Below are 23,249 nucleotides of genomic sequence, written 5' to 3'. Positions count from 1 at the left end.
ATAATTTAAACTTAATTCTGAAGTTGTCCGTTTTTTTCTATAATAAGCACCCCCGCCATCACTGTCACTACTACTATAAATATCCATTCTTCTTCACCTCCGAAAATTTAATAAAAATAAAAAAACCTCGCCAAACTTAAACGTGACGAAGCTACCATAATAACTTTCTCGTTCAAGTTTTGGCTCTGCAAGGCAATGAAATTGCGTTAGATTAAACCTTCTTTGTTCGGTAAAACCTGCTAACCAGTTCAAAATGTTTCCATCCTTTTACGGCAGCAATCCGTATCCTTGTAGTAACCTCACCTACCGAGGCTTATTTAATTTCCACTTTCATAATATGTTTTATTCCTTAGTTTGTCAACCTTAAACAAAAAAATAATGGTTTTTATATAGAATTTGTTAAGTCAAAAATAGCAACAATACATATATTGGTAGTAATACTAATACATTAATTAGGTGATTGTTATTAAAATTTATTCTGGATTAAACATAAATGAACTTATTTTTTTAGGTGAAGGCACTCAAGGTAAGGTATATAAAATAGATTCTAAAAAATGTATAAAGATCTTTAAAAGCAAGAAAATCTGCACTGCTGAGCTATATACTTTAGTAATGGGACAAAAGGATGAACATTTTCCAATACTTTATGAGTACGGCAATAGATATATAATAAGAGAATATATAGATGGCATAGAACTCGATAAATATCTAAGTTCTAACCCCCTTACTCCCGATATTTCAAGTAAACTTATTGGATTATATGAGGCCATGAAAAAAATAGGCTACTCTCGCTTAGACTCTGCATTATTTCATATTTTTCTAACTCCTTCTGAAGATATTCGGCTTATTGATACTGCTAGGGCTATGGTTAAAGAAAGTACCTATCCTAAATTGATTCTAAGTGGTTTAAATGATTTGGGCTACAGGGAGGAATTTCTAAACCATGTTAAAGTTTTTAATCCTAAACTCTATAATGATTGGATTAACCATCATAAGTAATTAAGTAAAAGAGGAGAAAATATGAGATTCATAGTTTTTGGAGATTCTAAAGGTAAAGAAAATGGTATAAACAAAAAAGTTCTACATTCACTTATGAAAGAAAGTTCTAAATTGTATCCCTCTCCTGAGTTTATACTAGTATGCGGAGATAGTGTGGCTGGAGGTAGTAAAGAGGAAACTCTAGCCATTCAACTTATGGATTTTAGAGATATAATATCAAAATATCATCCAAACAAATCTTTATTCCCCGTTATAGGTAATCATGAAGTTAATATTGAACCAGAGGATGATAGATTTGAACAAGTTCTCAATCAATTTTACAGAAATCTAACTCCTACTTATTCTTTAAATGGTTACAACAACACTGTTTATTGTGTTGATTTTGATGATACAAGATTAATTATTCTAAATTCCTTCCACCCCTCTTCTCTTCATAAAATAGATAAGGTACAACTTAATTGGTTTAAATCCATGGCCTCTGTACCAAGTAAAAATAAACTTGTTTTTATTCATTCCCCAGCGTTTCCTACTGGGGCCCATCTAGGTCACTCACTTGATCTATATCCTGAAGATAGAAATGAGTTTTGGGATATAGTTGACAAATGTAATATAGACATAGTATTTTCAGGTCATGAGCATAACTATTCTAGAAGAGTCATAGACAGCTCCTTTAGTGAAGGTGGTTTTACTTATCAAAATAAAGTACCACAGATAATCTCAGGTGGTGGCGGTGAAAAGTTACGTAATAAATACAAAAGTAAAAAAGGAATAGTTGTAGCTCCTGTAGCTGTATATCATTTTTTAGTTGTTGATATTGATGAATACTCTATCAAAGTTTCTGCAATAACCTCAAAAGGCAAAAAGATAGATGAGTTTGAAATAAAGAAATAGTTTTGAACTAAAAATAAATGGACTTAAAACTAGCTGTTAATCTAGTTTTAAGTCCATTTCAAAGATAGTTTTAAATAAAGTCTTCTAAATCTAAAGTTTTTAAATATCTTTCTCTCTAAATTCATTTTCAAGAAAACTCATTGTGATCATATCATAATATTTATGATTATAATAAGCCCCATCTCTTCTTAAACCTTCTCTTTTAAATCCTATCTTTTCATAAACATGAATAGCTCTATTATTAAAAGGATAAGCTTCAAGTTCAATTCTATGAAGATTAAACATTCCAAACCCATAGTTTAAAGCTAAAATCATAGCTTCTGTACCATACCCTTTACTAAAATCCTCTTTTCTATTAATTAGGATTCTGATATTACCACATCTATTATTTCTATCAACCTCATTAATTACTACTTCCCCTACTAGCTTATTATCTTGCTTTGAGAATATCAAAAAATCTACTCTATCACTATCAGCTGCTACTCTATCAATGTAATTCTCTATTTCTGTTTTATTAAAAGCTTGAGCACTTCCAGTAAAAATCATTGTTTCAATACTAGTATTTTTAAAATTGTCCCAATATTCTTCTATATATTCTTTATCTAATTTTTTTAGATAAACTATATTTCCATTTAACTCTAAAAAATTTCTCATGTTTAACATATTTTTCTCCTTAAATCTATTTACTTAAATTATAAATATCTTAAGTGAGTTTAATCAACATCATTAATGATTCAGAATAGTTTATGCTCAATTTTCCTCTTCACTCGTCCCTACTTCTTTTTCTGATATTTCATCTGAAAACTCAGTTGATAGATTAGTTTTATACTTGGTCTTTATAAGTTTATGAACACTTCCCCTTGCTCTGCTATATCTTAATACCATATAGGCACCTGAATATACTCCTACCATAAAAAGTCCTGCTATAAGACCCGATCCTTGCCCTGATATAAATGGCATACTTAGGATAATTATAATCATGCTTATAAGTCCTATCCATGATGTATATGGATATCCAGGCATCTGACATTTCCCTTCTGGTGGGCATCCATTTTTCTTACGAAATCTTATATGAGTAGCCATTATTACAGCATAAGTAAATAGAAGTGCAAATCCTCCAGCACTTATTAGAAATAAATAAACTCTAGGAAGTAACATACCTAATCCTAATCCTATTAACATCCCAAGACCTGAAAACAGAATTCCTCTATGAGGCACATCCTTATTATCCTTTAGCCATTTAGGAGCATGCCCTTCATCTGCTAAGGATCTTATCATTCTTCCAAGTCCAAACATAGCTGCAAGCATAGTTGATAATATAGCTGTAATTAAAACCAAGTTAAGAACAGTTCCAGCCCAGCTTATTCCCCATCTATTTAGTGCTACAACCATAGGACTTATACTTTCACTTAACTCCGCAGTTGGAACTAATGGAAGAAGAACTCCTATTGAAATTACATAAAACACCACAAGACATAACACTGTATAGGTTATTGCTCTAGGTATTGTTTTCCTTGGATCTCTAGCTTCTGATGCAACTAATCCTATTATTTCAAAACCTGCATAAGAAAACATAACTATAAGCATACTTCCTGCAAGCCCTTGTATTCCTCCTGGCATAAATTCCTCTCTACTTAATTCGCCAACTCCAACCGCTCCGCCTCCTGATATTATTCCTACTATTAATAAAAAAGCTACGAATATAAAAGATATTATAGCTAATACTTTTATAGCTGCTAACCCACTTTCTAGCTTACTTAGTTTATCTGCACCTAATAAATTAAGTAATGTAACTCCAACTATTATGATTCCTCCAAGCAAGGAAATAGAAACATTAGGAAACCATTCCCTAACCAAAATAGATACTGCTGTTGCTTCACTGGATATAGCTAAAACCATTCCCGTCCAATATACCCATCCTACAACAAAACCTGTACCTTCTCCAAAAATATTAGCTGCAAAAGTTCTAAATGAGCCTGAATCTGGATTTGCTACAGTCATTTCTGACATTGCAAACAATATAAAATAAACTAATATTCCTCCTAATATATACGCTATTAATATAGATGGCCCTGCTGCATGAATAGCTACAGAAGACCCAAGAAAAAAAGATCCTCCTATTACTGTTCCTAATGCCATCATAGTTAACTGCCAAGCAGACAATCCTTTATGTTTACTCTCCATATTTTGCCCTCCATTTAAGTTTGTTTATATCTTAGTATTCCTAAAATCCCTTAATATAAACGAAAAAATAAGGCATAGACTTATCTATACCTTATAAAAAACTATATTGCAAGGCTGTTTATCTTAACAGGCTCTTTCCTATCAATCTCTGTCATTGAAACTGGATCTAATATTTCATCTAATTCTCTTATACTTAAAATACCCTCTCTTAATATAATTTCTTTTACAGATATTCCTGTTTTTAAAGCTTCCTTAGCTATATCTGCTGATTTTTTATAACCTATATAAGGACAAAGCACAGTTACTATTCCTACACTATCATTTACAAGTTGTGCACATCTTTCTTTATTATCTGTAATTCCTACTATACAATTATCAACAAAAGTTTTTGTTGCATTTCTCAGAGTTTCTATTGATTCGAATAAATTATAAAATAATACTGGTTCAAAAGCATTAAGTTCTAATTGTCCTGCTTCTGCTGCCATAGTTATAGTGAAATCATTTCCCATAATATTAAAGGCTACTTGAGAAACTACTTCTGGAATAACTGGATTTATCTTTCCTGGCATTATTGATGAGCCATTTTGCATTGATGGAAGATTGATTTCTCCTAGACCTGTCTTAGGGCCACTTGATAAAAGTCTTAAATCATTTGCCATTTTAGATAAATTAACTGCACAAGTTTTTAATACTCCAGATACACTTACAAAACCATCAAGATTTTGAGTTCCATCTATTAAATCTTCTGCTTGAGTTAGATTTAAACCTGTAACCTTTTTAAGATTTAAAGTGATATTTTTTAAATAATCTAAACTTACATTAATTGAAGTTCCTATAGCTGTTGCACCCATATTTACAGTTAACATCTCTTCTTGAACCTTAGTCAATCTGTTTATATCTCTTTTAATAACAGATGCAAACGCATGAAAAGATTGCCCAAGTCTTATAGGAACTGCATCTTGAAGTTGAGTACGTCCCATCTTAATAACATCATTAAATTCTATTGATTTTTCTTCTAAAACTTCATATAAACGTTCAAGTTCATAAACTGCATTAACTAACATTTTTATAATTACTAGTTTACCTGCTGTTGGAAACACGTCGTTAGTTGATTGAGCCATATTTACATGGTCATTTGGATGAACTAAACTATAGTCTCCCTTTTTTCCGCCTAGTATTTCAATAGCTCTATTAGCTATAACTTCATTTGCATTCATATTTGCAGAGGTTCCTGCTCCCCCTTGTATTGGATCTACTATAAACTCATCATGAAGTCTTCCTGAAATAATTTCATTACAAGCTTGTATAATAGCTGATCCAACTTTTCTATTTAATTTATTTATATCTATATTTGTAATAGCCGCCGCCTTTTTTATTTCAGCTAGGCTTATTATAAGCTCTGGATGGATTGTTCTATTTGTAATATGAAAATTGTTTTTTGCTCTTAAAGTTTGTACACCATAATAAGCTTCTACCGGTACATGCATATCTCCTATTGAATCAAATTCTATTCTAGTCTCCATATAAATACCCTCGCTTTTATTTTATTTATTAATACAATAGCGAGATTATCATTATTTTCTACTCATGTAAATCTTTAAAAAGCATTTACTTAAAAAAGGTGAAAAAATGCATACCTAACTTAATTAAAAATATTTTTTATCATACTTTAATTAATTTTATTAAGGGGATTTTTTTAATATTAGCCTTTAAACTTAATATTTTTAATCCAAAATATGCAAAAAGCTTGTATCATTACCTCTAAAACTTTATTATATTAACTATAAAGGAATTTTTTAAATAAATCTAAAAAGAGGTGCCTATTATTATGGATGAAATAGATTTAAAACTTATTAAACTTCTTCAAGAAAATGCTCGATATTCGCTTAAATATTTGGCTAAAGAAGTGTTCTTATCAACGCCCGCAGTGTCTTCTCGTATACTAAAACTTGAGGAATCTGGAATAATTAAGGGATATTCAGCTCAAGTTAACTTACCTAAACTTAACTACAATATAAAGGCATTTATAAATCTTGAAGTTAGCCCAAAGCAAAAACCTGAGTTTTATCCTTTTATAGCCGCCTGTCCCAATGTTCTTGAATGTAATTGTGTTACAGGAAAGTTCTCTATGCTTATAAAGGTTTCCTTTCACACCACTGAAGAACTTGATGGTTTTATTAATGAAATACAGAGATTTGGAAATACTGAAACTCAAATAGTATTTTCTACCCCAGTTGATCATAGAGGGATTCAAATAGAAATGAATTAAATTCACAAAAAGCCTCGCAAATTACTACGAGGCTTTGTTTTAAGAAAAATATATTAATTATTCTATTACATACCGAAGTATATTCCTGTCAAGAATTAAATCCTACTACTTCAATACCTACTATACTTCCTTTCCCTTCATAGGTTTGGTTATTTCTTTTGCTCAAAAAGTAAAGTTTCACTTCTCCAGATAACTCTTCTTTTACTTGTATGTTCATTTCTCCTTTTTTAGGGGCTAATAGTCCCCCTGGTTGAGTTAATCTACCTTCAAGTTTTAGAATACCTTCTTTATTTTCTAAAGATATTTTTATTTTTTTATCATTTATTTCTTCTATTTCTAGCTTGCTATTATTGTAGGTAGCAAATCTATATTGCTTACCATGAACTAAGAAATTCACTATATAACCTCTAAAAGATTTTTTTCCGAAAGGTATATCAGCTACTGATAAAAAAATGCTAGTTCCTTTCTCCTCAAAATTATTGCATTGAATCCATAGATACTCCTTAGGGAATGATGTTCCCCAATCTTTTTCTATATATCCCTTTCCCCCATTAAAATCTATTTCCTCATTGTTTATCTTAATCTTTCCAGAAACCTCATGGTTCATGCTGATGACCCCATGGTAACATTCCATATTAGGTATGTATGCAAAAAAGCCCATTATATTAGGACATACTATAGATTTTTTTAAAGGAGTAAAGGTACCTAGATTTATATCAGCTTTTATATCACAATCTTTATCTTTTATATTAATTGAGATTTTTGATTCAGAAAATATATTTTCTCCTATACTTATCCTAAAAGGGTTTTGTTGATACTTAAAATCTTCTAATTTAAATCGTACATACCCTGTTTTGGTTGTCCTTTTATCATTCTTATCTACACTTACAAATATATATTGAATAAAGCTGTGATAATCTCCATGAAATAAACTTATCCCAGGTATAAAACTTATAACATTTTTTTGATTTTCTGATACCTGTTTATAATACCAACCTTCAAAATAGTTTTTCTTTTTTAAATCCCCTTGAAAAAGTATGGGGTTTATCATCTTCTTAAACACTTTAGACATCATCCTCACTATATACTATATTTACTAGTATATCCATGTACAAAAAAAGAAACCTCACTAGGTTTCTTTTTCATGAAGATTTATTTGTTTTTTATATTCTCAATTATTCTAGTAATTATATCTATCCTCTTAAATGGAGTTATTAAATAATACCCATCTACATATTCAGAAATCTCTTCTGCAATTTGGGTGGATAATTTCACTGCAAGCTCTGTAGCCTCTTCCTTTGAAATATCTTTATACATCTCAATTATCTCTTCTGAAACGTTGATTCCTGATATTTCATTGTTCATAAAGCAGGCGTTTCTATAACTAACAACTGGAATAATTCCACCTAGTATTTTTACATCTAGTTCTTTTCTTGCAAGTTTTAGATTTTCTAGGGCCTCTTTAGTTAACACAGGTTGGGTTAAGAACATGGTTATTCCATTTTCTATCTTTTTCTTTGCTTGTACCATCTGAGCATTAAAGTTTCTTGCATTAATATTTAAGGCCCCACAAACATTAAATGGACTTTTAAAGGTTGTTTCATTTAGGTTTGTTATATAGTTTGCAAGTATTGATGAATTAAAACTAAATACTCCCTTAACTTCATCTCTTTCTGCAGAAGGTATAGGATCTCCAGTTACAACTAAAACATTGTTCACCCCTTCTATATTAAGACCTAAAAGAAGCGCTTTTGTAGCATTTATATTTCTGTCTCTACAGGTCATATGAGGAATTGGTGTTATATCTAGTTCTCTCTTAAGCTTACAAGCAAGTATACTACTATCAACTCTAGCCCTTGCAATAGGACAATCAGCTATAGTTATAGCATCTACTCCCTGATCTTTTAGTTTCTTTGCACTACTCATAAAAAAGTCTATTTCTGTATCTATAGGAGGATCTAATTCAACTGCAATTATCTTCTCTCCTTTATCTAACCTTTCGATAAGTTTATTTTTCACCTCTGATTTTTTGATTTCTGATGGTTTTGATATCTTGTCATAAATAATATCATCTAAACTAAGTTCTTTTAGTTTTAAAACCATTGCTTTTATATACTCTGGAGTTGTCCCACAGCACCCACCTAAAATACTTACTCCTAATTTCGCTATTTCAAACATCTGACTTGCAAAATACTCTTTGCTGTTATCAAAAAAAGTACGGTTATTTATTATAGTCGGATAACCTGAGTTTGGCATTATGGATATGGTTTTATCTTCAATATTAAACTCTTTTATATACTGAAGAAGATGGTAGGGACCTGAAAAACAGTTAAAACCTAAAGCATCAATTTCAGTAATCTTTGAAAGTTTATCTATAAGCTTCTTTCCTGAATTTCCAAGCCTTGTATACCCTTCTGGAGAAACAGCAAACTCCACAAGAATAAAAGCTTTGTGATTTTTACTTTTTATATATTTGCAGATATCAACTACACATTCCTCTTGGCTAAAGGTTTCAAATATGAAGTTATCTGCGCCTAAATTAAGAAATACATCTACTATTTCTTGGTACTCTTTAAATAATTCATGTCCTTCTAGTTCTTTGATGGGCCCAATATCAGCAAAAACTGAAACTGATGTACCTTGAGTTGCCTCTTTTGCAATTTCATAACCCTCTTTGATTACCCTCTTAACTACATCAAAATCACTTTCTAATGCCTCTTTATTTGCACCAAAGGTATTAGTTCTTATAGCCCCACAACCTGAATTTATATATTCCTTGTGTATATCTAAAACTGTTTGCCTATCATAAAGATTTCCAAGCTCACACTTAGTTGATGGATTTTTACTTAGTACACTGTAATAAGTACCCATTGCTCCATCAAAAATCAGCGGTTTCTTTTTTGTTTTCATTTGTATCCCCCTAAACAAATTTATCTCTTACCTCAAAGGAAATTATATAGCGTTAATATCCTTTCCTCTATTACTAAATTTACTATAACACATATGGGTAAAAATTTGTGTTATTTCTTTAATGGTACTATGAACAAATCTAAAAGTAGAAATAGACCATTTCAAATAATAACTCACTCATCTTCTCTAGGGGAAACTTATACATTAAAATTTCATTATATCTATTAGATGCTTTCTATTAGAAGTTGTAACTAGGGCTACACTCCCTCCAAATTGTTCAGTAATATATTTTATTACCCATGAGTTAGGATCTGATTCTTTATCTAATAACTTTTGTAGCTTCCTTTGATTATACAATGTATTATATTCATCTTTTTCTATCTCTCTTTTATTATATTGTCCTTTAAGTAATGGAGAGAAAGCAACTAAAGTTAAATCATTATGATATTTTAAGTAATCACTAAGATCTCCATCAACAGCAACTTGTGGGTGAAAATCAGCATCAATAGTTGGTGTTAAATAACTATATCTCTGTTGAATTACTGAAAAGAATTTATAACCTTTTTTAATACAAATATTTCTTGCTCGTTCAATACGCCAAGTTCTAAAATTGCTACATCCAATCTCTTTAATCAACCCTTTTTCTACAAGTTCATTTAAAGTTTCTAAAGTTTCTTCCTGCGGAGTGTTATAATCATCTACATGTAAATATAATAAATCAATATAATCCGTTTTTAAATTTTCTAAAGACTTTTGTACAGATTCTAATATAACTTTACGGCCCAATCCTTGCATATTAGAAAAATCTCTATTTTCAATGTTTTTAGGTAGTGCACCAAGCTTTGTTGCTATTATAGTTTCTTTTCTGTTATTATTTTTATTTAACCATTTTCCTATGACTCTCTCGCTCTCACCACCACTTCCACCATTCCAAACTGCATAGTTGTTTGCTGTATCTATAAAGTTACCCCCTTCATTAATATAATCATCCATTAACTTAAATGAGTCCTCTTCACTTGTCTTTGTTCCAAAATTTATTGCTCCAAGTCCAATATTAGATACTCTTAATGATGAACTTCCTAATAATATTTTTTCCATCTAAAACACCTCCTAAAAATATTATATTTTAGGTTCTAAAATATTGAAATTAGGTACTTTATTGTGCTATAGTTACAAAAAAGTACCTAAGGAGATAATTATGATAGTAAATGAATGGGAAGAAGGATGTCCTTTATTGTTAACCCAGAGAATAATCTTGGGTAAATGGAAGTTATCTATAATATGGTTTTTAGCCAGAAATGAAGTTATGAGGCACTCAGAATTAAAAAGGGCCTTTGATGATTCCTCCCTTACTCAAAAAATGCTCACTCAGCATTTAAGGGAACTTGAAGATGATAATATTGTTGAAAGAAAAATCTACAATGAAGTTCCTCCTAAGGTTGAATACAGACTAACAAAGGTAGGCAAAAGTTTTATTCCAGTACTTGATCTTATGGAAAAGTGGGGAGAGTCTTATATAAAAATTGGTATAGAAGATAATTAAAGCTTGATGTTCATATAAAACAATACATCCTACAATAGTTATACCTAAAATGTCGGATTCTCTATTTTTGCTTCTGTTATCCTGTATATGAAAGGAAGGGATTTTAATGGATTCACTTAAAAATATGAATGATGCTCTAAAGTACATTGAAAAAAATCTTGAATATGAAATAGATTATAAGGAGATGGCTAGACTTGCTTTATGTTCTGAATATCATTTTAAAAGGATGTTTTCTTTTTTAGCTGGAATTCCACTATCAGAATACATCAGAAGGAGAAGACTTACAGTTGCTGCTTTTGAACTTACGAACAGTGATATAAAAGTGATAGACCTTGCTGTTAAGTATGGATATAATTCTCCTGATGCTTTTTCAAGGGCCTTTCAAAGTTTACATGGAGTTACTCCATCAGAAGCTAGAGATAATAGTCATTCATTAAAAGCTTATCCACCTATGACCTTCCAATTATCTATTAAGGGAGGAAACGAAATGAATTATCGTATTGTAGAAAAAGAAAAATTTAATATTATTGGATTAAAAAAGAGGGTTCCTATAGTTTTTGAAGGGGTTAATCCTGAGATTTCTAAGATGTGGCAAAGTCTAAACATGCAAATCATAACTGAACTTAAAGCACTTTCAGATATTGAACCATCAGGACTTATAAGTGCTTCTGTAAACTTCTCTGAAGGAAGAATGGAGGAAAAAGGTGAACTTGATCACTATATAGGAGTTGCTTCAACTAAAGAATGTCCAGATAAATTTGAGAAACTTGAAGTTAAAACATCAACTTGGGCTGTATTTGAAGCTGTTGGGCCTTTTCCAGAAACACTTCAAAATATATGGGGACGTATTTACTCTGAGTGGTTCCCATCATCTAACTATGAAGTAGCTGAGGGTCCTGAAATTTTATGGAATGAAAGTAAAGATACCTCTTCTCCAACCTACAGAAGTGAGATATGGATACCAGTTGTAAAAAAACAATAAGATCTTAAAGGGAACTTGTATTAAGTTCTCTTTATTCTTTTATTGCTAACTTGGAGACATGCTTTTCTCCGTGACTATAAAAAGCCTTATCATGAGCCTCTCATATTTCTTCATATACCTTTTCTTGGACCTCATATCTGATGTACCTTTTGATGGGCCTCTTAATGAACCCTAGTAAAATCAACTTTGTTTTAATAATCAATATTATAATTTCTTTTTTGAATCTTGATATCCCTTACCTAAAACAAATATAATCGAACCAATTAACAAAGAAAGTCCTTTCAATGGAACTAAGTATTAATTGTAATATGACTGAATTGATAAAATTAAACATAACCATCCTGAAGCAAAAATATTTAAGCAAATTGAAAAAATAAGATAACCACGACCAGCTCTTTTGTTTATTTTCATTTCCTTAAATGATGATATAATAGCAATAATTGATATTACTATCATTGCAATCATTGATGTTATGAAGTTATAATATGAAAGCCTTGGTTGTTTAATTATTGAGTAATCTAAATACCTAAATAACAGAAAAATAATAGCATATAGAATTATATAAAACCATGGTTTCTTAAATATCATGAAATCTCTCCTTTATTTTCTTGATGTACCTTTTGATTGACCTAATTAGATAAACTTCATTTTAGTAATCAAGATGATGATTTATTTTTTAAGTATCCTCTTTAAATAAGCTATATCTAACAAATTCACAGTTTCAAAATTTCCTTTATAAAAAACTGCCCAGTTATTGAAAACACAAGGCAACTCCTTTGCCCTTTGTAGTGTATCAACTTGAATTAAAGATACAGGAACTTCATTTATTTCACAATACTGTTTTATCATCTCAATACTTTGATAAACATATGGACATTGCATATCATAATAAATTGTTAATTCTTCACTTTCAATTTTATGATTTTTAACACTTGGTGAGAATTTTGGCATTGTACCATCAAAAGAAAGCGCAAGCAATTCATAATCGTTATCTGTATTATCAACTACCTCAAAGCCGAACTTCTTAACAAATGATTGGTCTGAAAGCCAAGCCTTCTGCTTTTTTGCTCCAAGCATACAAATTCCTGATTTTCCCTTTGCTTTACCATCAGCTAAACAATACTCCATCAACAAATTTCCATAACCTTTTCCCTTGTAATTACCAGAAACCCATAAACAATATACATAATAATAGTTGTCTCCGATTATTGGAACCCAAGCTGTTTCAAGAGGAGCATACTCAATAAAAACAGTAGCTTTTTCATTTAATTTTCTAAAGACATGACCTTCATTTAACCGTTCTGATAGCCATTCTTTTTTTGAATCAATACCTTTATGTGGCTTTTTACTACGTATAATGCAGCATACATGCTCATTGGCAAGGTTTTCTTTTGTTAGGTTTATAAAATCAGCACCCATGTTTTAATTCTCCTCCCTTACAAAGCCTAATTCTTAAATTGCTTCCAATCTATGACTTATTTCATATAATTTCTTATTGTGTCTACAGTTGATAATATATCATTGATGTTTTCTTCAGTTTTGTTGTTCTCTTTGGCATAAATAAACATATCACGAACTGCAGATAAAGAGTTTGCAAACTTCTCATCCATCCACTCATATCTTGGCAACAGCCATAGATGAAAATGCCTTGACCTTTCTTCTTGAATAATTGTTACTTCTTTAATATCCTTTATGATTTTTAATGCCTCTCTTGCCTTGTAAGCCAAATAAAATAGTTCTTGTGATTCCTCATAAGTTAATTCTGAGATTGACTTAATATGTTTTTTTGAATCAATTATTAAAAATGCCTTAATTGGAACTTCTGGGTCTTGATGAAGAACGAAATTTTTAGTACTTTTTATTATATCACCAGGTGGAGTAAACTCACCATTTCCTATGGAGCAGCCTAGACATTCACAATTCCATTCCTTATCTAAAATATCTCTTATTATCATAAAATCCTCTCCTCTAAAACTCAATACATCTCACTTGTTACATATATAAATAAAGATAAATTCAACATATTTACAGCAAACTTAATTTGGGAACCTGAATGAAATTATAGTATATTAATGATGTTATTAATAATATGTTTATAGAATAATTTAGTATTAAAAACTTTATTTCTTTAAAATCATTTCTTTTTTCTATATAATTTCGTGCTGATACAACTATAATAATTAATAGGATTATAAGTTGCACGATAATTAACAAATAATCCCAAAGCAATGTTTTAGAATTTAATATTACCCCTTTTGAAATCCTTGATATCTCATTATTTATAAAAATAGAAATTACTTGAACCCAAGGTAGCATTATAATTAATACTAATGAATATCTTATTATATATTTTACCTTTAAAAAATACAGTATTAATATATTTAAGATTATTATTAACATACTGATTATAAAGTTATCAAAAATTGTCCATAGCCCTTGTACATAAAAAAATAATTGCACACCAAAAAACATAAATATCTGATCCATATCTTTCCCCTTTAAAGTTAATTTTTATCTATTATACCTCTTATTCCGATTATTAATTAAAATACAGTACCTTACACTTTATTTCAACTTTTCAATATTCTAAATCTATTTTCCTAAAACAATAAGATTTCCTAAAGGACGAAATCCATTCTTTTTATAAAACTTATAAGATGGATAGTCTTTTTCTGTATTAAGTATCATTCCTTGAACATTTTCATCCAATAATAATTTTTCTATATGATTTAGGAATAAACTTCCGATACCTTCCCCTTGATATCATAACTTATACAAAACTCATCTATATAATATTCCATGCCACATATCCAAGGCTTTTTCATACCTATACTTAATGCTACAATTTTATTATTTACTAAACCTATATAACCTAAAAAATAATTGTTTTTCATATGATTTATGAAAAAGGTCTTTACCTGCTCTCTTGAATCATATTCGTCATTCCAAGGTTCTTTTGAAAATGTATCTATAAATAAATCAACACACCCTTCTAAATATTTCTCTTCAAATTTATTTACTTTAAACTCCATTTTATACTCCAAATTTCTTTTAATTTACTATTTCTCTATCTCGCATCATAATTATGATTAAATTATACCATGTTTTATTAATACCTTACTGTTTACTTTTTAGATAATTATTCACAATTATACTTTTACTAACTTCAAAATACTTGGCCTTATTTTTGATTACAAACTAATTGTATTTTAAATACTGTTCATAATCCCCTATAAACATATAAAATTTTACACTTCTTGACACAATACCTTTTTAATACCCATAAAATAAAATACAGGATTATTTTCTCTATGTCCTGATTATTTTTATAAAAGGAGGATTCATATGAGTAATTCAGCTTTACATCTTGAACGTTTAAATGATGAATATATTCCCTCTGGTTCAAGTGTAGTATTTGATAATGTGGTTTATAATTCAGGTAATATTTCTTATGATATATCTACTGGCGTAGTAACTTTTACTGAAGCTGGACGTTACGTTTTAAATTGGTGGGTATCAACACAAACAGCTACAAGCCCTAATTTTGTTGTATTTGCTTTAACTTCCTCTCAAGGAGATGTGCTTGAAGGAAACTCTCCTATTAAGACTGGTGAAGTTGTTGGTTTTGGAATCATTGATGTAATATCCGCACCTGTTACTGTAACACTAAATTATATAAGCGATGGAACTGCGGTTTTAAGCTCTTTAGTTCCAGTTAAAGCAACATTAATCATAATACAAGATGATATAGTTTCCCCTACTGGAGACACGGGTTTTACTGGTACTACAGGTGTTACCGGCGCCACTGGCTCTACCGGAGACACCGGGGCAACTGGTATTACTGGAACTACCGGCTCTACTGGTGCCACAGGCATTACTGGCGTCACAGGAGTTACAGGTGTAACTGGTTCTACTGGGGTCACAGGTGTTACTGGAGCTACTGGTATTACTGGCGAAGCTGCTATCATTAACATCGGTACTGTGACCGTAAGCACTAATGGTACAGCCAATGTTACCAATAGTGGTTCTACCAGCGACGTCACTCTAGATTTTGTTATTCCCGAAGCCCCTCCTTTCTCAAGTGCTTGGGGACTTCAAACAGTTGGCTCAACATTTTCAGCTGGTTCTATACTAGTTGCAACTGGAGAACCTCTCCCTTTTAGTGGGGGCAGTAGTTTATCAAATAATATTACGATTGTCCCAAATGGTCTTCAGATTGAATTAAACGGAATGTATTATATTCGATATAAAGTGAACGTTTATTACGATCAATCATCTATTCTAGCACTTTGTATCAACGATGTTCCGTATATTGATGGATATCTCAATATTGTAACCGGGAACTTAGGAAGTGGAGTAACAGCCCTCTCTCATGCTACCCTTAGAAGAATCACAGCAAACTCAGTAATCACAGTAAAAAATGTTGGTTTAAATGCTATAAGAATGGGCTCCCTTGGCTCTTCACAGGATATTTTTATGACTGCTACACTGATTGCATTCAGAATTGGTGACTAAACACCAAAATTTTTTAAGTTTCATTAATTTATTTCAACTATTAAGTATTAGGGGTCAGAGATTCTATCTTCTTTGACCTCTCATATTTTTTCATGCACCTTTTCTTATACCTAATTTTTATCTTCATATCCCTGATGCACCTCTTGATGGGCCTAATTAAAATATCTTAACATTAGGATTTCTATATCTTTTTCTTTTTATGGTTTTCTTATCCCATTGAATAGCTTCTTTAGGACAATATTGAATACATGCTGTACATTGTTCACACTTGTGTTTCCATGTTGGTTTTTCTCCATTAAATTCTATGTTCTCTACTGGACAAACTTTTTCACAAAGCTTGCAACCATTACAATCATCAGTTACCCAAAAGTTTCTATCACTTTCATGAAAGCCTTCAACTATTTTATTAGTTTGTTTTATAAAGATCTTATCAACTAATCTATCAAGAACTAAACTCGTCACCTCACACGGGTGATTTTTTCTTTCTTTAATTATTTTTGATATCATTTCTATCTTTTTCTTTTCTTGTTGAAAAATATCATCATAACTGTGCATGTCTTTAGTATCATATTTTAAGATATTATTTGCAGGCATTTTAACTAAAAATCCTGAATTTAGATGTCCATGATTTTTTTCTAATAAATCTTTTAGTTTAAATAACACCTTAGCAGGTGCACCTCCATGAGTTACTATACTAAAAACATAGGTATCCTCACTTAAGCTTAAGCTTTTTATTACCTTCTCAACTATTAAAGGTAACCGTGCATAATAAACAGGAAATATTATTCCAAGAATTTTTGATTTAACCTCTATCTTTTCCTCATTTCTCATAGAAGCTATCTTACATAAATTAAGAGTAGATAAGCTATTTTGTATATCTTTTGCTACTTGATAACTGTTTCCTGTACCTGAAAAGTAAAGTATAGTATCTTCGTTAATAATCATCATAAATGCCCCCTTCTTCTTTTACAGCAAGTATACACCTTGTACCATACTACAGAGTCAAGGGCAAAATAAAAGCTTTCTTGAAATACCTCAAGAAAGCTTTTGATATACTAGTTATTCTCTTCTGTTACCTAAAAACTTATCATACAAAAATACAATAGCCGCAACTACCAATAATATATGTATAAGCCCTCCTCCTATTCTAAATAGAAGACCTAATAACCAAAAGAAAACTACAATTCCACCTAACCATCTTAAAAATTTCATTATAATCTCTCCTTTCTGCCTAGCTTCTAAATAGTTTGTATTGTCTATTTTTGTTTTATTATACCATAATATGTGTTATTAAACAATAATTATTATCATTCATTTTCTTCTCTATAACATTCTCTATTTTCTGATAGTACATTATCATTAACTTTTTCTAAAAGCTTTTTTGTTTCACTTAAAGCTTCTATTTTATGCTGTAATTCCCTGATTTTCTCTTCAACTATTTTCTTTATACCTTCAATATGTCCACCTAAAATGTCCTCATATACCTCATCAAAAATCACTTTTATTTCTTTTAAAGAAAAACCATAACTTTTAACCATTAGAATGAATTCAATTTTCTCAACCTCGTCTTCTGAATAAAGTCTATAACCATTTTTATCCCTTTTGTTTTCCGTTAATAATCCTATATTCTCATAATATCTTATAGTTTCCCTATTTATATTTAATTTTTTTACTACCTCTCCAATTTTATAATAGTTTTTCATACAGCTATCTTTTCCTTTAAATATTATTAGTTAAGTCATCTAAAAATTTATTTATACCAACCAATTCTTCTGTGCTATATTTTGAAATCATATCTTCAAATTTTTCATTCTGAGCCTTATGAATTTTTTCATGTATAAAAAATATTTCTCTACCTAACTTTGTTAATATGTAATAAACTTCTTTTTTATTGCTTTCAAGTTTATCTGACTTTATTAAATCCTTATCAAGGAGCTTAGTAGTTATCTTAGATATAGCTCCCTTCGTCATATTCAATTCTTTTGATATAAATGTGGTATTAGAAAATTTATTTTTACCTATACAATCAATAACATGAACTTCTGACAAAGTTAAATTTTTATTTAATAGTTCCGCTATTTCATACTTATCTAACATCTCTTCTAAAGCCTTCTCATGTTCATCATCAAAAGTACTTAATCTATTTATCAACTTATTCATCTTTTTTGTTATATCTTGAACTTTATTATTCATAATTCTTCTCCTAAATATATACTTTCCTAAGAAACAATGTAATTATATCATTTTAATATTTTTATATCAACAAGGTGAAATTTATTGTTTACAAGGAAACCATGTTGTGTTAATATTATTTTAGTTTCTCAGGAAACTATGTTGGTGCCTAAGTATTTTCTATATCTATTAAATATTTAGGAGGATTCCTCATAAATATAAGATTTTCTTAACTTGAAGGGAGAAATACATTGTGTTTAAGTTCATGCATTCTATTTTAAAATCAAAAGGAAATATAAAAAATTATACAAGCTCCTGCGTGTATTGTGGAAAGTGCGAAAAAATTTGCCCAGCCAATGCTATAAAAGTAAATCCAAATGAACGTACATGGGTAATTGACAATGAGGTTTGCGTTAAATGCAAAAGATGTGTAAGAACTTGCCCAAAACAGTCTTTATCACTTGTGAAGAATTAGGTTTAATCTATAATAATAAAGCTGGAGTTATAGCTTATCCATAACTCCAGCTTCTATAGTATTTTTAAAGGTCAGCTGGGAACTTAATATCTAATTGACTTCTAACCTCGTCCATTATTTTTACTTCCATAACTGAATACTTATTATGTTTATGTGCATTTTCCTTTGAATTTATTAATCTTACTATTTCTTCAACTTCATAATACATGTTGTTAGGATGTTTACTTATTTCAATTTCTTCTGTTTCTCCGTTATTGTAGATGATTGAAAGTTCTCTTGTATCTGGTATTTCTTTTATGATCATACAGCCTTTTTCCCCTTGAATTTGGCTAGGCAGCTTTGAATTAGTTATTTTTGAATATAATAACTCACCTTGCATACCATCATATTCAACTAAAATAGTTCCTGCTCCGTCTACTCCATTTTCTAATTTTATAGCACTTGCTACTATCTTTTTAGGCATTCCAAAAAGTTTTACCATTGGGTGGATACAGTAAACACCTATATCCATAAGTGCTCCATTTGAAAATTTAGGATTAAAGGCATTTTCTATAACACCATTTTTAAAATTATCATATCTTGAAGAGTATTGGCAGTACTGGAATGTAAGTCTTCTTACTTTTCCTATCTTATGAAGGTTATCTTGTATTGCTTTAAATCCAGGATCAAAAACTGGACGCATTGCTTCTAATAAAATAACTCCATTATCATCTGCAGCTTTTAACATAGCTTCTAACTCCTTAATATTAGATGCTATGGTTTTTTCACATAAAACATGTTTTTTACCATTTAACATTTTTATTGATTGACTAGCATGTAGACTATTAGGACTAGCTACGTACACTGCATCTATTTCATTGCTTGCTGCAAGTTCATCTAAATCATCATAAACTAAGGTAACTCCATATTTACTTCCAAACTCTAACGCTTTCTCTTTACTTCTTGAATAAACAGCTGCTAACTTAAAATCTTCACATAACATAGCCGCATTCAAAAATCCATCTGTTATCTTATTAGTACCTATTACCGCAAATCTTACCATTTTGCTACCTCCTTTTTCCTATATAAATAGTTTACATTACATAGGACATCAATTCAATAATCCTTTACTTATTATTAAACTTTAGAGTAGGTTTTGTTATATATGCTCTTCTACAAAATATTTCATGCTGCTTTTTTTAAGTTCTTCAGTGCTATATAATATGCTGTAAGTTTTAATCCCAGAAACTTTTGAAATTCTTTCAACTATTTTCTCACAAGTTTTTCTATCTTCTCCATGAATCATAGTAAATACATTATAAGGCCAATTAGGATAAGTTGGTCTTTCATAACAGTGAGTAACTTCTGAAAAAGAAACCATAATCTTACTCACTCTCTTAAGCTCTTTTTCTGGAACAATCCATACTACCATTCCATTCCCTTTTATTCCAACATTTCTGTGATTTAAAGAAGCACCAAATCTTCTTATAACTCCTTTATCCTTAAGTTCTTTTATCTTATCTAAGAGTTCTTCTTCTGTAATTCCAAGTTCACAGGCTATCTCTTCATATGGCTTAGGAACTAGTGGTAAATCTTCTTGAAGTTTTCTAATTACAGCTTTATCTAAATAACTAAACATAGCTTTTCTCCTTAAGATTAAAACTCACATTTATCTTAAATAAATTTATAGAAGGTAATTCCATTATCTCTTCTATTCCTGTATTATTTTTAATTTCCTCAAGTATTCTTTTAACACTTTCTCTAGATGATGCTGTTAAAGTAAACCACATGTTAAAGCTATGCTCTCTAATATAATTGTGGGTAACTCCATCATAGCTATTTATGATTTTTGAAACTTCTTTAATTTTTTTCTTTGGAACTTTAACCGCACATAAAGTGCTATAATAACCTATCTTTTTAGAATTAACTATTCCTCCTAAACGCCTTATATAACCATCCCTTTTAAGATCTTTTAGAAGTTCTATAACCTGATTTTCACTTACTCCTAGTTTCTCTGATATCTTTAAATAAGGTCTTGATTCTAATGGAAATTCATTTTGAATTAAATTAAGTAAATCAACACATATCTTATCCATTAATAACCTCAACTTCTTCATTAGCTGAGTATAGACAGACCTCATCTGATGACATATAATCTCCATCATTATAAAAGGCTGCACGAGCACGACATCCTCCACAGCTCTTTTTATATTCACATTCTCCACATTTTCCTTCATATTCTAAAGTCCTAAGTTCCTTAAATACAGGACTGTCTCTCCATAATTCACTGAAAGGAACCTCTCTAACATTTCCTATAGGTTTATCCAGATAAGCACAAGGCTGCACATCACCAACTGGACTTACAATACAATAACTAACCCCTGCTAAACATCCTCTTCTAAATCTTGATCTCATATTAAGTTCATTTGCAATCCTCATAAATTGTGGCGCGCAGGTTGGTTTTAATTCTATGTCTACTTGTTTTTGCTTTATCATAATATCTTTAAGAAGTTTTTCATATTGAAAAGAGGTTAAAGATTGATCCTCTATATTTTCTCCTCTTCCTGTAGGAACTAAAAAGAAGATATGATGAGCAACCGCCCCAAGTCCAATACCAAAATTAGTTATATTAAGTATCTCATCCTTATTCCACTTCATCACAGTTGAATGTATTTGAAAAGGTAATCCTACCTCTTTACAGTTTTTCATACCTTTAACAGCTTCCACCCAAGCACTTTTAAAGCCTCTAAACTCATCATGTTTCTTAGAATTAAGGCTGTCTAAGCTTATTCCTATACCCATTGCACCTGAATCTTTTAATTTTTTTGCGATTTCTTCAGTTATAAGTGTTCCATTACTTCCTATAACAGGCCTAAGTCCACTATTAGAAGCATATTCAATAAGCTCATAAATATCTTCACGTATTAAAGGTTCTCCACCTGAAAAAATCATTATTTTAAAGCCAGCTTTTTTAACTTCATCTATAAGTTTTTTTCCTTCTAAGGTGTTTAATTCTCTCTCAGCTTTAATTCCAGAGTTTCTGTAGCAATGTTTGCAATGCATATTACACTTATTAGTTGTGTTCCATGATATAATCATTGATATCCTCCTAAACTAATCCAAGTTTCTCCCCTACCCCTATTTCTTCATCAGTCAAATAACACGCAGGATCAGATGCCCAAAAATCTCCCGTCACAGCCTCTGCTCTAGATCTAAAATTGCCATTACACACATTAAGCCAGTTGCATTTACTGCACCTTCCCTTAAGAAGTCTCTTTCTATCTTTTAATCCTGCTAAAATTGGATTTGATATATCTGTCCATATATCCTTAAAATTTCTTTCTTTAACATTTCCAAATGTATACTGCGTAGTGAATTGATCACTATGTACATTTCCCCTGTAATCTATATTAGCTATCGCTATCCCTGAGCGATTTCCCCCATTCATTTTCATTAACTTTAATATATTTTGAGATAGATGAGGGTATTTTTTCTCTGCCTCTAGATATAGATATACTGTATCAGCATGATTATCTACCGTTAAAATCTCAACTTCACTTCCTAGTTTCATTGCATTATTAATTATTATATTCATAGCTCTTCTTGTTTCTTCATGAGATATATCTTCCTTCATCATTTCACTACCCCTGCCTGAATACACCAAATGATAAAAACATACTCTCTTAATTTTCTCGTCTTTAACAAGGTAAAAAATCTCTTCAAGTTCATCATAATTATTACTGTTAATAGTAAATCTTAATCCGACTTTTTGATGGGCCTCTTGACAGTTTCTTATACCTTGAAGTGCACTATCAAAAGCACCTCTACTGCCCCTAAAATCATCATGTCTTTTTCCTATTCCATCTAAGCTAACTCCAACATACCCAACTTTTCTTTCTTTAAGTTTTCTTGCCATTTCCTTATCAATAAGTGTTCCATTAGTTGATATGGTACTTCTTATATTGTACCTTCTAGCATAATCAACTAAGTCCAAAATATCTTCTCTAATAAGGGGTTCACCTCCTGAAAATAGTATTACAGGTACATTAAAATGGTGTAAATCCTCTATTAGTTTTTTTCCTTCATAAGTAGTAAGTTCACCTTCATATTTCTTGTTATCTGAGTCTGCATAACAATGCTTGCACTTCAAATTACAAGTTCTAGTACAGTTCCAAACAACTACTGGGCCTCTATCTAAACTAACGCCATGTTTAGCTTCATTTGCACCATGAGTATATCTAAGTTTATCTCCAAAACTTTCTGTTCCACATAGCAGTTTAGATACACCTATCATAATGCACCTCCTATCCATAATTAACGCGACTTTGGT

28 protein-coding genes and 1 riboswitch are annotated in these 23,249 nt (G+C 30.5%); of the genes, 7 read left to right on the top strand and 21 right to left on the bottom strand.

The window, feature by feature from the left end; genetic code table 11:
- Window positions 1-157: 157 nt before the first annotated feature.
- Window positions 158-318, bottom strand: a riboswitch (M-box (ykoK) riboswitch).
- A 138-nt stretch (window positions 319-456) separates the two neighbouring features.
- Window positions 457-999, top strand: a complete 543-nt coding sequence (locus tag P8F83_RS03710) for a hypothetical protein (RefSeq protein ID WP_326513523.1) — start codon at window positions 457-459, stop codon at window positions 997-999.
- A 21-nt stretch (window positions 1,000-1,020) separates the two neighbouring features.
- Window positions 1,021-1,890, top strand: a complete 870-nt coding sequence (locus P8F83_RS03705; protein WP_326513522.1) for a metallophosphoesterase family protein — start codon at window positions 1,021-1,023, stop codon at window positions 1,888-1,890.
- A gap of 99 nt (window positions 1,891-1,989) precedes the next feature.
- Here the strand turns inward: P8F83_RS03705 and P8F83_RS03700 are convergent, their stop codons facing one another.
- The 3 genes from P8F83_RS03700 to P8F83_RS03690 form a co-directional block, all read right to left on the bottom strand.
- Window positions 1,990-2,553, bottom strand: coding sequence for a GNAT family N-acetyltransferase (locus P8F83_RS03700; RefSeq protein WP_326513521.1), 564 nt, complete (start codon window positions 2,551-2,553; stop codon window positions 1,990-1,992).
- 87 nt (window positions 2,554-2,640) lie between these two features.
- Window positions 2,641-4,074, bottom strand: coding sequence for an amino acid permease (locus P8F83_RS03695; RefSeq protein ID WP_326513520.1), 1,434 nt, complete (start codon window positions 4,072-4,074; stop codon window positions 2,641-2,643).
- Between the two features lie 101 nt (window positions 4,075-4,175).
- The gene (locus P8F83_RS03690; RefSeq protein ID WP_326513519.1) at window positions 4,176-5,597 is read right to left on the bottom strand and encodes an aspartate ammonia-lyase; all 1,422 of its coding nucleotides are present in this window, start codon (window positions 5,595-5,597) and stop codon (window positions 4,176-4,178) included.
- 305 nt (window positions 5,598-5,902) lie between these two features.
- On the opposite strand from P8F83_RS03690, the gene P8F83_RS03685 reads away from it, so the two are divergent.
- Window positions 5,903-6,343 carry an Lrp/AsnC family transcriptional regulator gene (locus tag P8F83_RS03685; RefSeq protein WP_326513518.1) on the top strand — a complete coding sequence of 147 codons (441 nt, stop codon included), beginning with the start codon at window positions 5,903-5,905 and terminating at the stop codon, window positions 6,341-6,343.
- An 88-nt stretch (window positions 6,344-6,431) separates the two neighbouring features.
- On the opposite strand, the gene P8F83_RS03680 is transcribed toward P8F83_RS03685, so the two are convergent.
- The 4 genes from P8F83_RS03680 to P8F83_RS03665 all read right to left on the bottom strand — a co-directional run bounded on the left by P8F83_RS03680 (window position 6,432) and on the right by P8F83_RS03665 (window position 10,351).
- Window positions 6,432-7,406 carry a tocopherol cyclase family protein gene (locus tag P8F83_RS03680; RefSeq protein ID WP_326513517.1) on the bottom strand — a complete coding sequence of 325 codons (975 nt, stop codon included), beginning with the start codon at window positions 7,404-7,406 and terminating at the stop codon, window positions 6,432-6,434.
- Between the two features lie 89 nt (window positions 7,407-7,495).
- A complete protein-coding gene (locus P8F83_RS03675) occupies window positions 7,496-9,253 on the bottom strand; it encodes a bifunctional homocysteine S-methyltransferase/methylenetetrahydrofolate reductase (RefSeq protein ID WP_326513516.1) in 1,758 nt (585 codons plus the stop codon).
- Between the two features lie 42 nt (window positions 9,254-9,295).
- A complete protein-coding gene (locus tag P8F83_RS03670; protein WP_326513515.1) occupies window positions 9,296-9,430 on the bottom strand; it encodes a hypothetical protein in 135 nt (44 codons plus the stop codon).
- A gap of 27 nt (window positions 9,431-9,457) precedes the next feature.
- Window positions 9,458-10,351: an aldo/keto reductase gene (locus P8F83_RS03665; protein ID WP_326513514.1), complete on the bottom strand. Its 894-nt coding sequence runs from the start codon at window positions 10,349-10,351 to the stop codon at window positions 9,458-9,460.
- Window positions 10,352-10,451: 100 nt separating this feature from the next.
- On the opposite strand from P8F83_RS03665, the gene P8F83_RS03660 reads away from it, so the two are divergent.
- Entirely contained in the window at window positions 10,452-10,796 is a 345-nt protein-coding gene (locus P8F83_RS03660) for a winged helix-turn-helix transcriptional regulator (protein WP_326513513.1), read from the top strand.
- A 106-nt stretch (window positions 10,797-10,902) separates the two neighbouring features.
- On the top strand, window positions 10,903-11,778 hold the full coding sequence (locus P8F83_RS03655; protein ID WP_326513512.1) for an AraC family transcriptional regulator: 876 nt from the start codon (window positions 10,903-10,905) through the stop codon (window positions 11,776-11,778).
- A 669-nt stretch (window positions 11,779-12,447) separates the two neighbouring features.
- On the opposite strand, the gene P8F83_RS03650 is transcribed toward P8F83_RS03655, so the two are convergent.
- The 5 genes from P8F83_RS03650 to P8F83_RS03635 all read right to left on the bottom strand — a co-directional run bounded on the left by P8F83_RS03650 (window position 12,448) and on the right by P8F83_RS03635 (window position 14,810).
- Window positions 12,448-13,197, bottom strand: coding sequence for a GNAT family N-acetyltransferase (locus tag P8F83_RS03650; RefSeq protein WP_326513511.1), 750 nt, complete (start codon window positions 13,195-13,197; stop codon window positions 12,448-12,450).
- A 56-nt stretch (window positions 13,198-13,253) separates the two neighbouring features.
- Window positions 13,254-13,733 (bottom strand): HIT family protein, encoded by a 480-nt coding sequence (locus P8F83_RS03645; protein WP_326513510.1) that lies wholly within the window; start codon window positions 13,731-13,733, stop codon window positions 13,254-13,256.
- Window positions 13,734-13,803: 70 nt separating this feature from the next.
- A complete protein-coding gene (locus P8F83_RS03640) occupies window positions 13,804-14,265 on the bottom strand; it encodes a hypothetical protein (RefSeq protein ID WP_326513509.1) in 462 nt (153 codons plus the stop codon).
- 105 nt (window positions 14,266-14,370) lie between these two features.
- A complete protein-coding gene (locus P8F83_RS23520) occupies window positions 14,371-14,487 on the bottom strand; it encodes a hypothetical protein (RefSeq protein ID WP_337250872.1) in 117 nt (38 codons plus the stop codon).
- A gap of 20 nt (window positions 14,488-14,507) precedes the next feature.
- Window positions 14,508-14,810 carry a hypothetical protein gene (locus P8F83_RS03635; protein WP_337250871.1) on the bottom strand — a complete coding sequence of 101 codons (303 nt, stop codon included), beginning with the start codon at window positions 14,808-14,810 and terminating at the stop codon, window positions 14,508-14,510.
- A 313-nt stretch (window positions 14,811-15,123) separates the two neighbouring features.
- On the opposite strand from P8F83_RS03635, the gene P8F83_RS03630 reads away from it, so the two are divergent.
- Window positions 15,124-16,293, top strand: coding sequence for a complement C1q domain-containing protein (locus P8F83_RS03630; RefSeq protein ID WP_326513508.1), 1,170 nt, complete (start codon window positions 15,124-15,126; stop codon window positions 16,291-16,293).
- Window positions 16,294-16,449: 156 nt separating this feature from the next.
- Here the strand turns inward: P8F83_RS03630 and P8F83_RS03625 are convergent, their stop codons facing one another.
- From P8F83_RS03625 to P8F83_RS03610, 4 genes are all read right to left on the bottom strand, one after another.
- On the bottom strand, window positions 16,450-17,241 hold the full coding sequence (locus P8F83_RS03625; RefSeq protein ID WP_315108058.1) for an EFR1 family ferrodoxin: 792 nt from the start codon (window positions 17,239-17,241) through the stop codon (window positions 16,450-16,452).
- 111 nt (window positions 17,242-17,352) lie between these two features.
- On the bottom strand, window positions 17,353-17,505 hold the full coding sequence (locus tag P8F83_RS03620) for a lmo0937 family membrane protein (RefSeq protein WP_326513507.1): 153 nt from the start codon (window positions 17,503-17,505) through the stop codon (window positions 17,353-17,355).
- Window positions 17,506-17,600: 95 nt separating this feature from the next.
- Window positions 17,601-17,996: a MerR family transcriptional regulator gene (locus P8F83_RS03615; protein ID WP_326513506.1), complete on the bottom strand. Its 396-nt coding sequence runs from the start codon at window positions 17,994-17,996 to the stop codon at window positions 17,601-17,603.
- A 16-nt stretch (window positions 17,997-18,012) separates the two neighbouring features.
- Window positions 18,013-18,486 (bottom strand): MarR family transcriptional regulator, encoded by a 474-nt coding sequence (locus P8F83_RS03610; protein ID WP_326513505.1) that lies wholly within the window; start codon window positions 18,484-18,486, stop codon window positions 18,013-18,015.
- Window positions 18,487-18,730: 244 nt separating this feature from the next.
- Between P8F83_RS03610 and P8F83_RS23525 the strand changes: the two genes are divergently transcribed.
- On the top strand, window positions 18,731-18,940 hold the full coding sequence (locus tag P8F83_RS23525; RefSeq protein ID WP_420022616.1) for an NADH-quinone oxidoreductase subunit I: 210 nt from the start codon (window positions 18,731-18,733) through the stop codon (window positions 18,938-18,940).
- A gap of 64 nt (window positions 18,941-19,004) precedes the next feature.
- Here the strand turns inward: P8F83_RS23525 and P8F83_RS03605 are convergent, their stop codons facing one another.
- From P8F83_RS03605 to nirJ1, 5 genes are all read right to left on the bottom strand, one after another.
- Complete coding sequence (locus P8F83_RS03605) at window positions 19,005-19,982, bottom strand: Gfo/Idh/MocA family protein (protein ID WP_326513504.1); 978 nt, start codon at window positions 19,980-19,982, stop codon at window positions 19,005-19,007.
- 96 nt (window positions 19,983-20,078) lie between these two features.
- Window positions 20,079-20,558, bottom strand: a complete 480-nt coding sequence (ahbB, locus tag P8F83_RS03600) for a siroheme decarboxylase subunit beta (RefSeq protein ID WP_326513503.1) — start codon at window positions 20,556-20,558, stop codon at window positions 20,079-20,081.
- Window positions 20,551-21,015, bottom strand: a complete 465-nt coding sequence (gene ahbA / locus P8F83_RS03595) for a siroheme decarboxylase subunit alpha (protein WP_326513502.1) — start codon at window positions 21,013-21,015, stop codon at window positions 20,551-20,553. Before ahbA ends, ahbB begins: the two co-directional genes overlap by 8 nt.
- Window positions 21,008-22,018, bottom strand: coding sequence for a putative heme d1 biosynthesis radical SAM protein NirJ2 (nirJ2, locus tag P8F83_RS03590; RefSeq protein WP_326513501.1), 1,011 nt, complete (start codon window positions 22,016-22,018; stop codon window positions 21,008-21,010). The genes ahbA and nirJ2 overlap by 8 nt, the downstream gene beginning before the upstream one ends.
- A gap of 10 nt (window positions 22,019-22,028) precedes the next feature.
- Complete coding sequence (gene nirJ1 / locus P8F83_RS03585) at window positions 22,029-23,213, bottom strand: putative heme d1 biosynthesis radical SAM protein NirJ1 (protein ID WP_326513500.1); 1,185 nt, start codon at window positions 23,211-23,213, stop codon at window positions 22,029-22,031.
- Window positions 23,214-23,249 lie beyond the last annotated feature (36 nt).

It is taken from the genome of Clostridium intestinale (assembly GCF_035905475.1).
Taxonomy (GTDB): domain Bacteria; phylum Bacillota; class Clostridia; order Clostridiales; family Clostridiaceae; genus Clostridium_T; species Clostridium_T intestinale.
Note: the sequence above shows the minus strand (reverse complement) of the source record. Positions and strands in the feature narration are given on the sequence as shown.

Coding starts and splice junctions, on each gene's coding strand:
- P8F83_RS03615 (WP_326513506.1), bottom strand. CDS start 17,996: ATGAAAAACTATTATAAAATTGGAGAGGTAGTAAAAAAATTAAATATA.
- P8F83_RS03700 (WP_326513521.1), bottom strand. CDS start 2,553: ATGTTAAACATGAGAAATTTTTTAGAGTTAAATGGAAATATAGTTTAT.
- nirJ2 (WP_326513501.1), bottom strand. CDS start 22,018: ATGATTATATCATGGAACACAACTAATAAGTGTAATATGCATTGCAAA.
- ahbB (WP_326513503.1), bottom strand. CDS start 20,558: ATGTTTAGTTATTTAGATAAAGCTGTAATTAGAAAACTTCAAGAAGAT.
- P8F83_RS03645 (WP_326513510.1), bottom strand. CDS start 13,733: ATGATAATAAGAGATATTTTAGATAAGGAATGGAATTGTGAATGTCTA.
- P8F83_RS03630 (WP_326513508.1), top strand. CDS start 15,124: ATGAGTAATTCAGCTTTACATCTTGAACGTTTAAATGATGAATATATT.
- P8F83_RS03625 (WP_315108058.1), bottom strand. CDS start 17,241: ATGATGATTATTAACGAAGATACTATACTTTACTTTTCAGGTACAGGA.
- nirJ1 (WP_326513500.1), bottom strand. CDS start 23,213: ATGATAGGTGTATCTAAACTGCTATGTGGAACAGAAAGTTTTGGAGAT.
- P8F83_RS03620 (WP_326513507.1), bottom strand. CDS start 17,505: ATGAAATTTTTAAGATGGTTAGGTGGAATTGTAGTTTTCTTTTGGTTA.
- P8F83_RS23525 (WP_420022616.1), top strand. CDS start 18,731: ATGCATTCTATTTTAAAATCAAAAGGAAATATAAAAAATTATACAAGC.
- P8F83_RS03705 (WP_326513522.1), top strand. CDS start 1,021: ATGAGATTCATAGTTTTTGGAGATTCTAAAGGTAAAGAAAATGGTATA.
- P8F83_RS03655 (WP_326513512.1), top strand. CDS start 10,903: ATGGATTCACTTAAAAATATGAATGATGCTCTAAAGTACATTGAAAAA.
- ahbA (WP_326513502.1), bottom strand. CDS start 21,015: ATGGATAAGATATGTGTTGATTTACTTAATTTAATTCAAAATGAATTT.
- P8F83_RS03610 (WP_326513505.1), bottom strand. CDS start 18,486: ATGAATAATAAAGTTCAAGATATAACAAAAAAGATGAATAAGTTGATA.
- P8F83_RS03665 (WP_326513514.1), bottom strand. CDS start 10,351: ATGGAAAAAATATTATTAGGAAGTTCATCATTAAGAGTATCTAATATT.
- P8F83_RS03685 (WP_326513518.1), top strand. CDS start 5,903: ATGGATGAAATAGATTTAAAACTTATTAAACTTCTTCAAGAAAATGCT.
- P8F83_RS03605 (WP_326513504.1), bottom strand. CDS start 19,982: ATGGTAAGATTTGCGGTAATAGGTACTAATAAGATAACAGATGGATTT.
- P8F83_RS03635 (WP_337250871.1), bottom strand. CDS start 14,810: ATGGAGTTTAAAGTAAATAAATTTGAAGAGAAATATTTAGAAGGGTGT.
- P8F83_RS03675 (WP_326513516.1), bottom strand. CDS start 9,253: ATGAAAACAAAAAAGAAACCGCTGATTTTTGATGGAGCAATGGGTACT.
- P8F83_RS03660 (WP_326513513.1), top strand. CDS start 10,452: ATGATAGTAAATGAATGGGAAGAAGGATGTCCTTTATTGTTAACCCAG.
- P8F83_RS03650 (WP_326513511.1), bottom strand. CDS start 13,197: ATGGGTGCTGATTTTATAAACCTAACAAAAGAAAACCTTGCCAATGAG.
- P8F83_RS03640 (WP_326513509.1), bottom strand. CDS start 14,265: ATGGATCAGATATTTATGTTTTTTGGTGTGCAATTATTTTTTTATGTA.
- P8F83_RS03695 (WP_326513520.1), bottom strand. CDS start 4,074: ATGGAGAGTAAACATAAAGGATTGTCTGCTTGGCAGTTAACTATGATG.
- P8F83_RS03690 (WP_326513519.1), bottom strand. CDS start 5,597: ATGGAGACTAGAATAGAATTTGATTCAATAGGAGATATGCATGTACCG.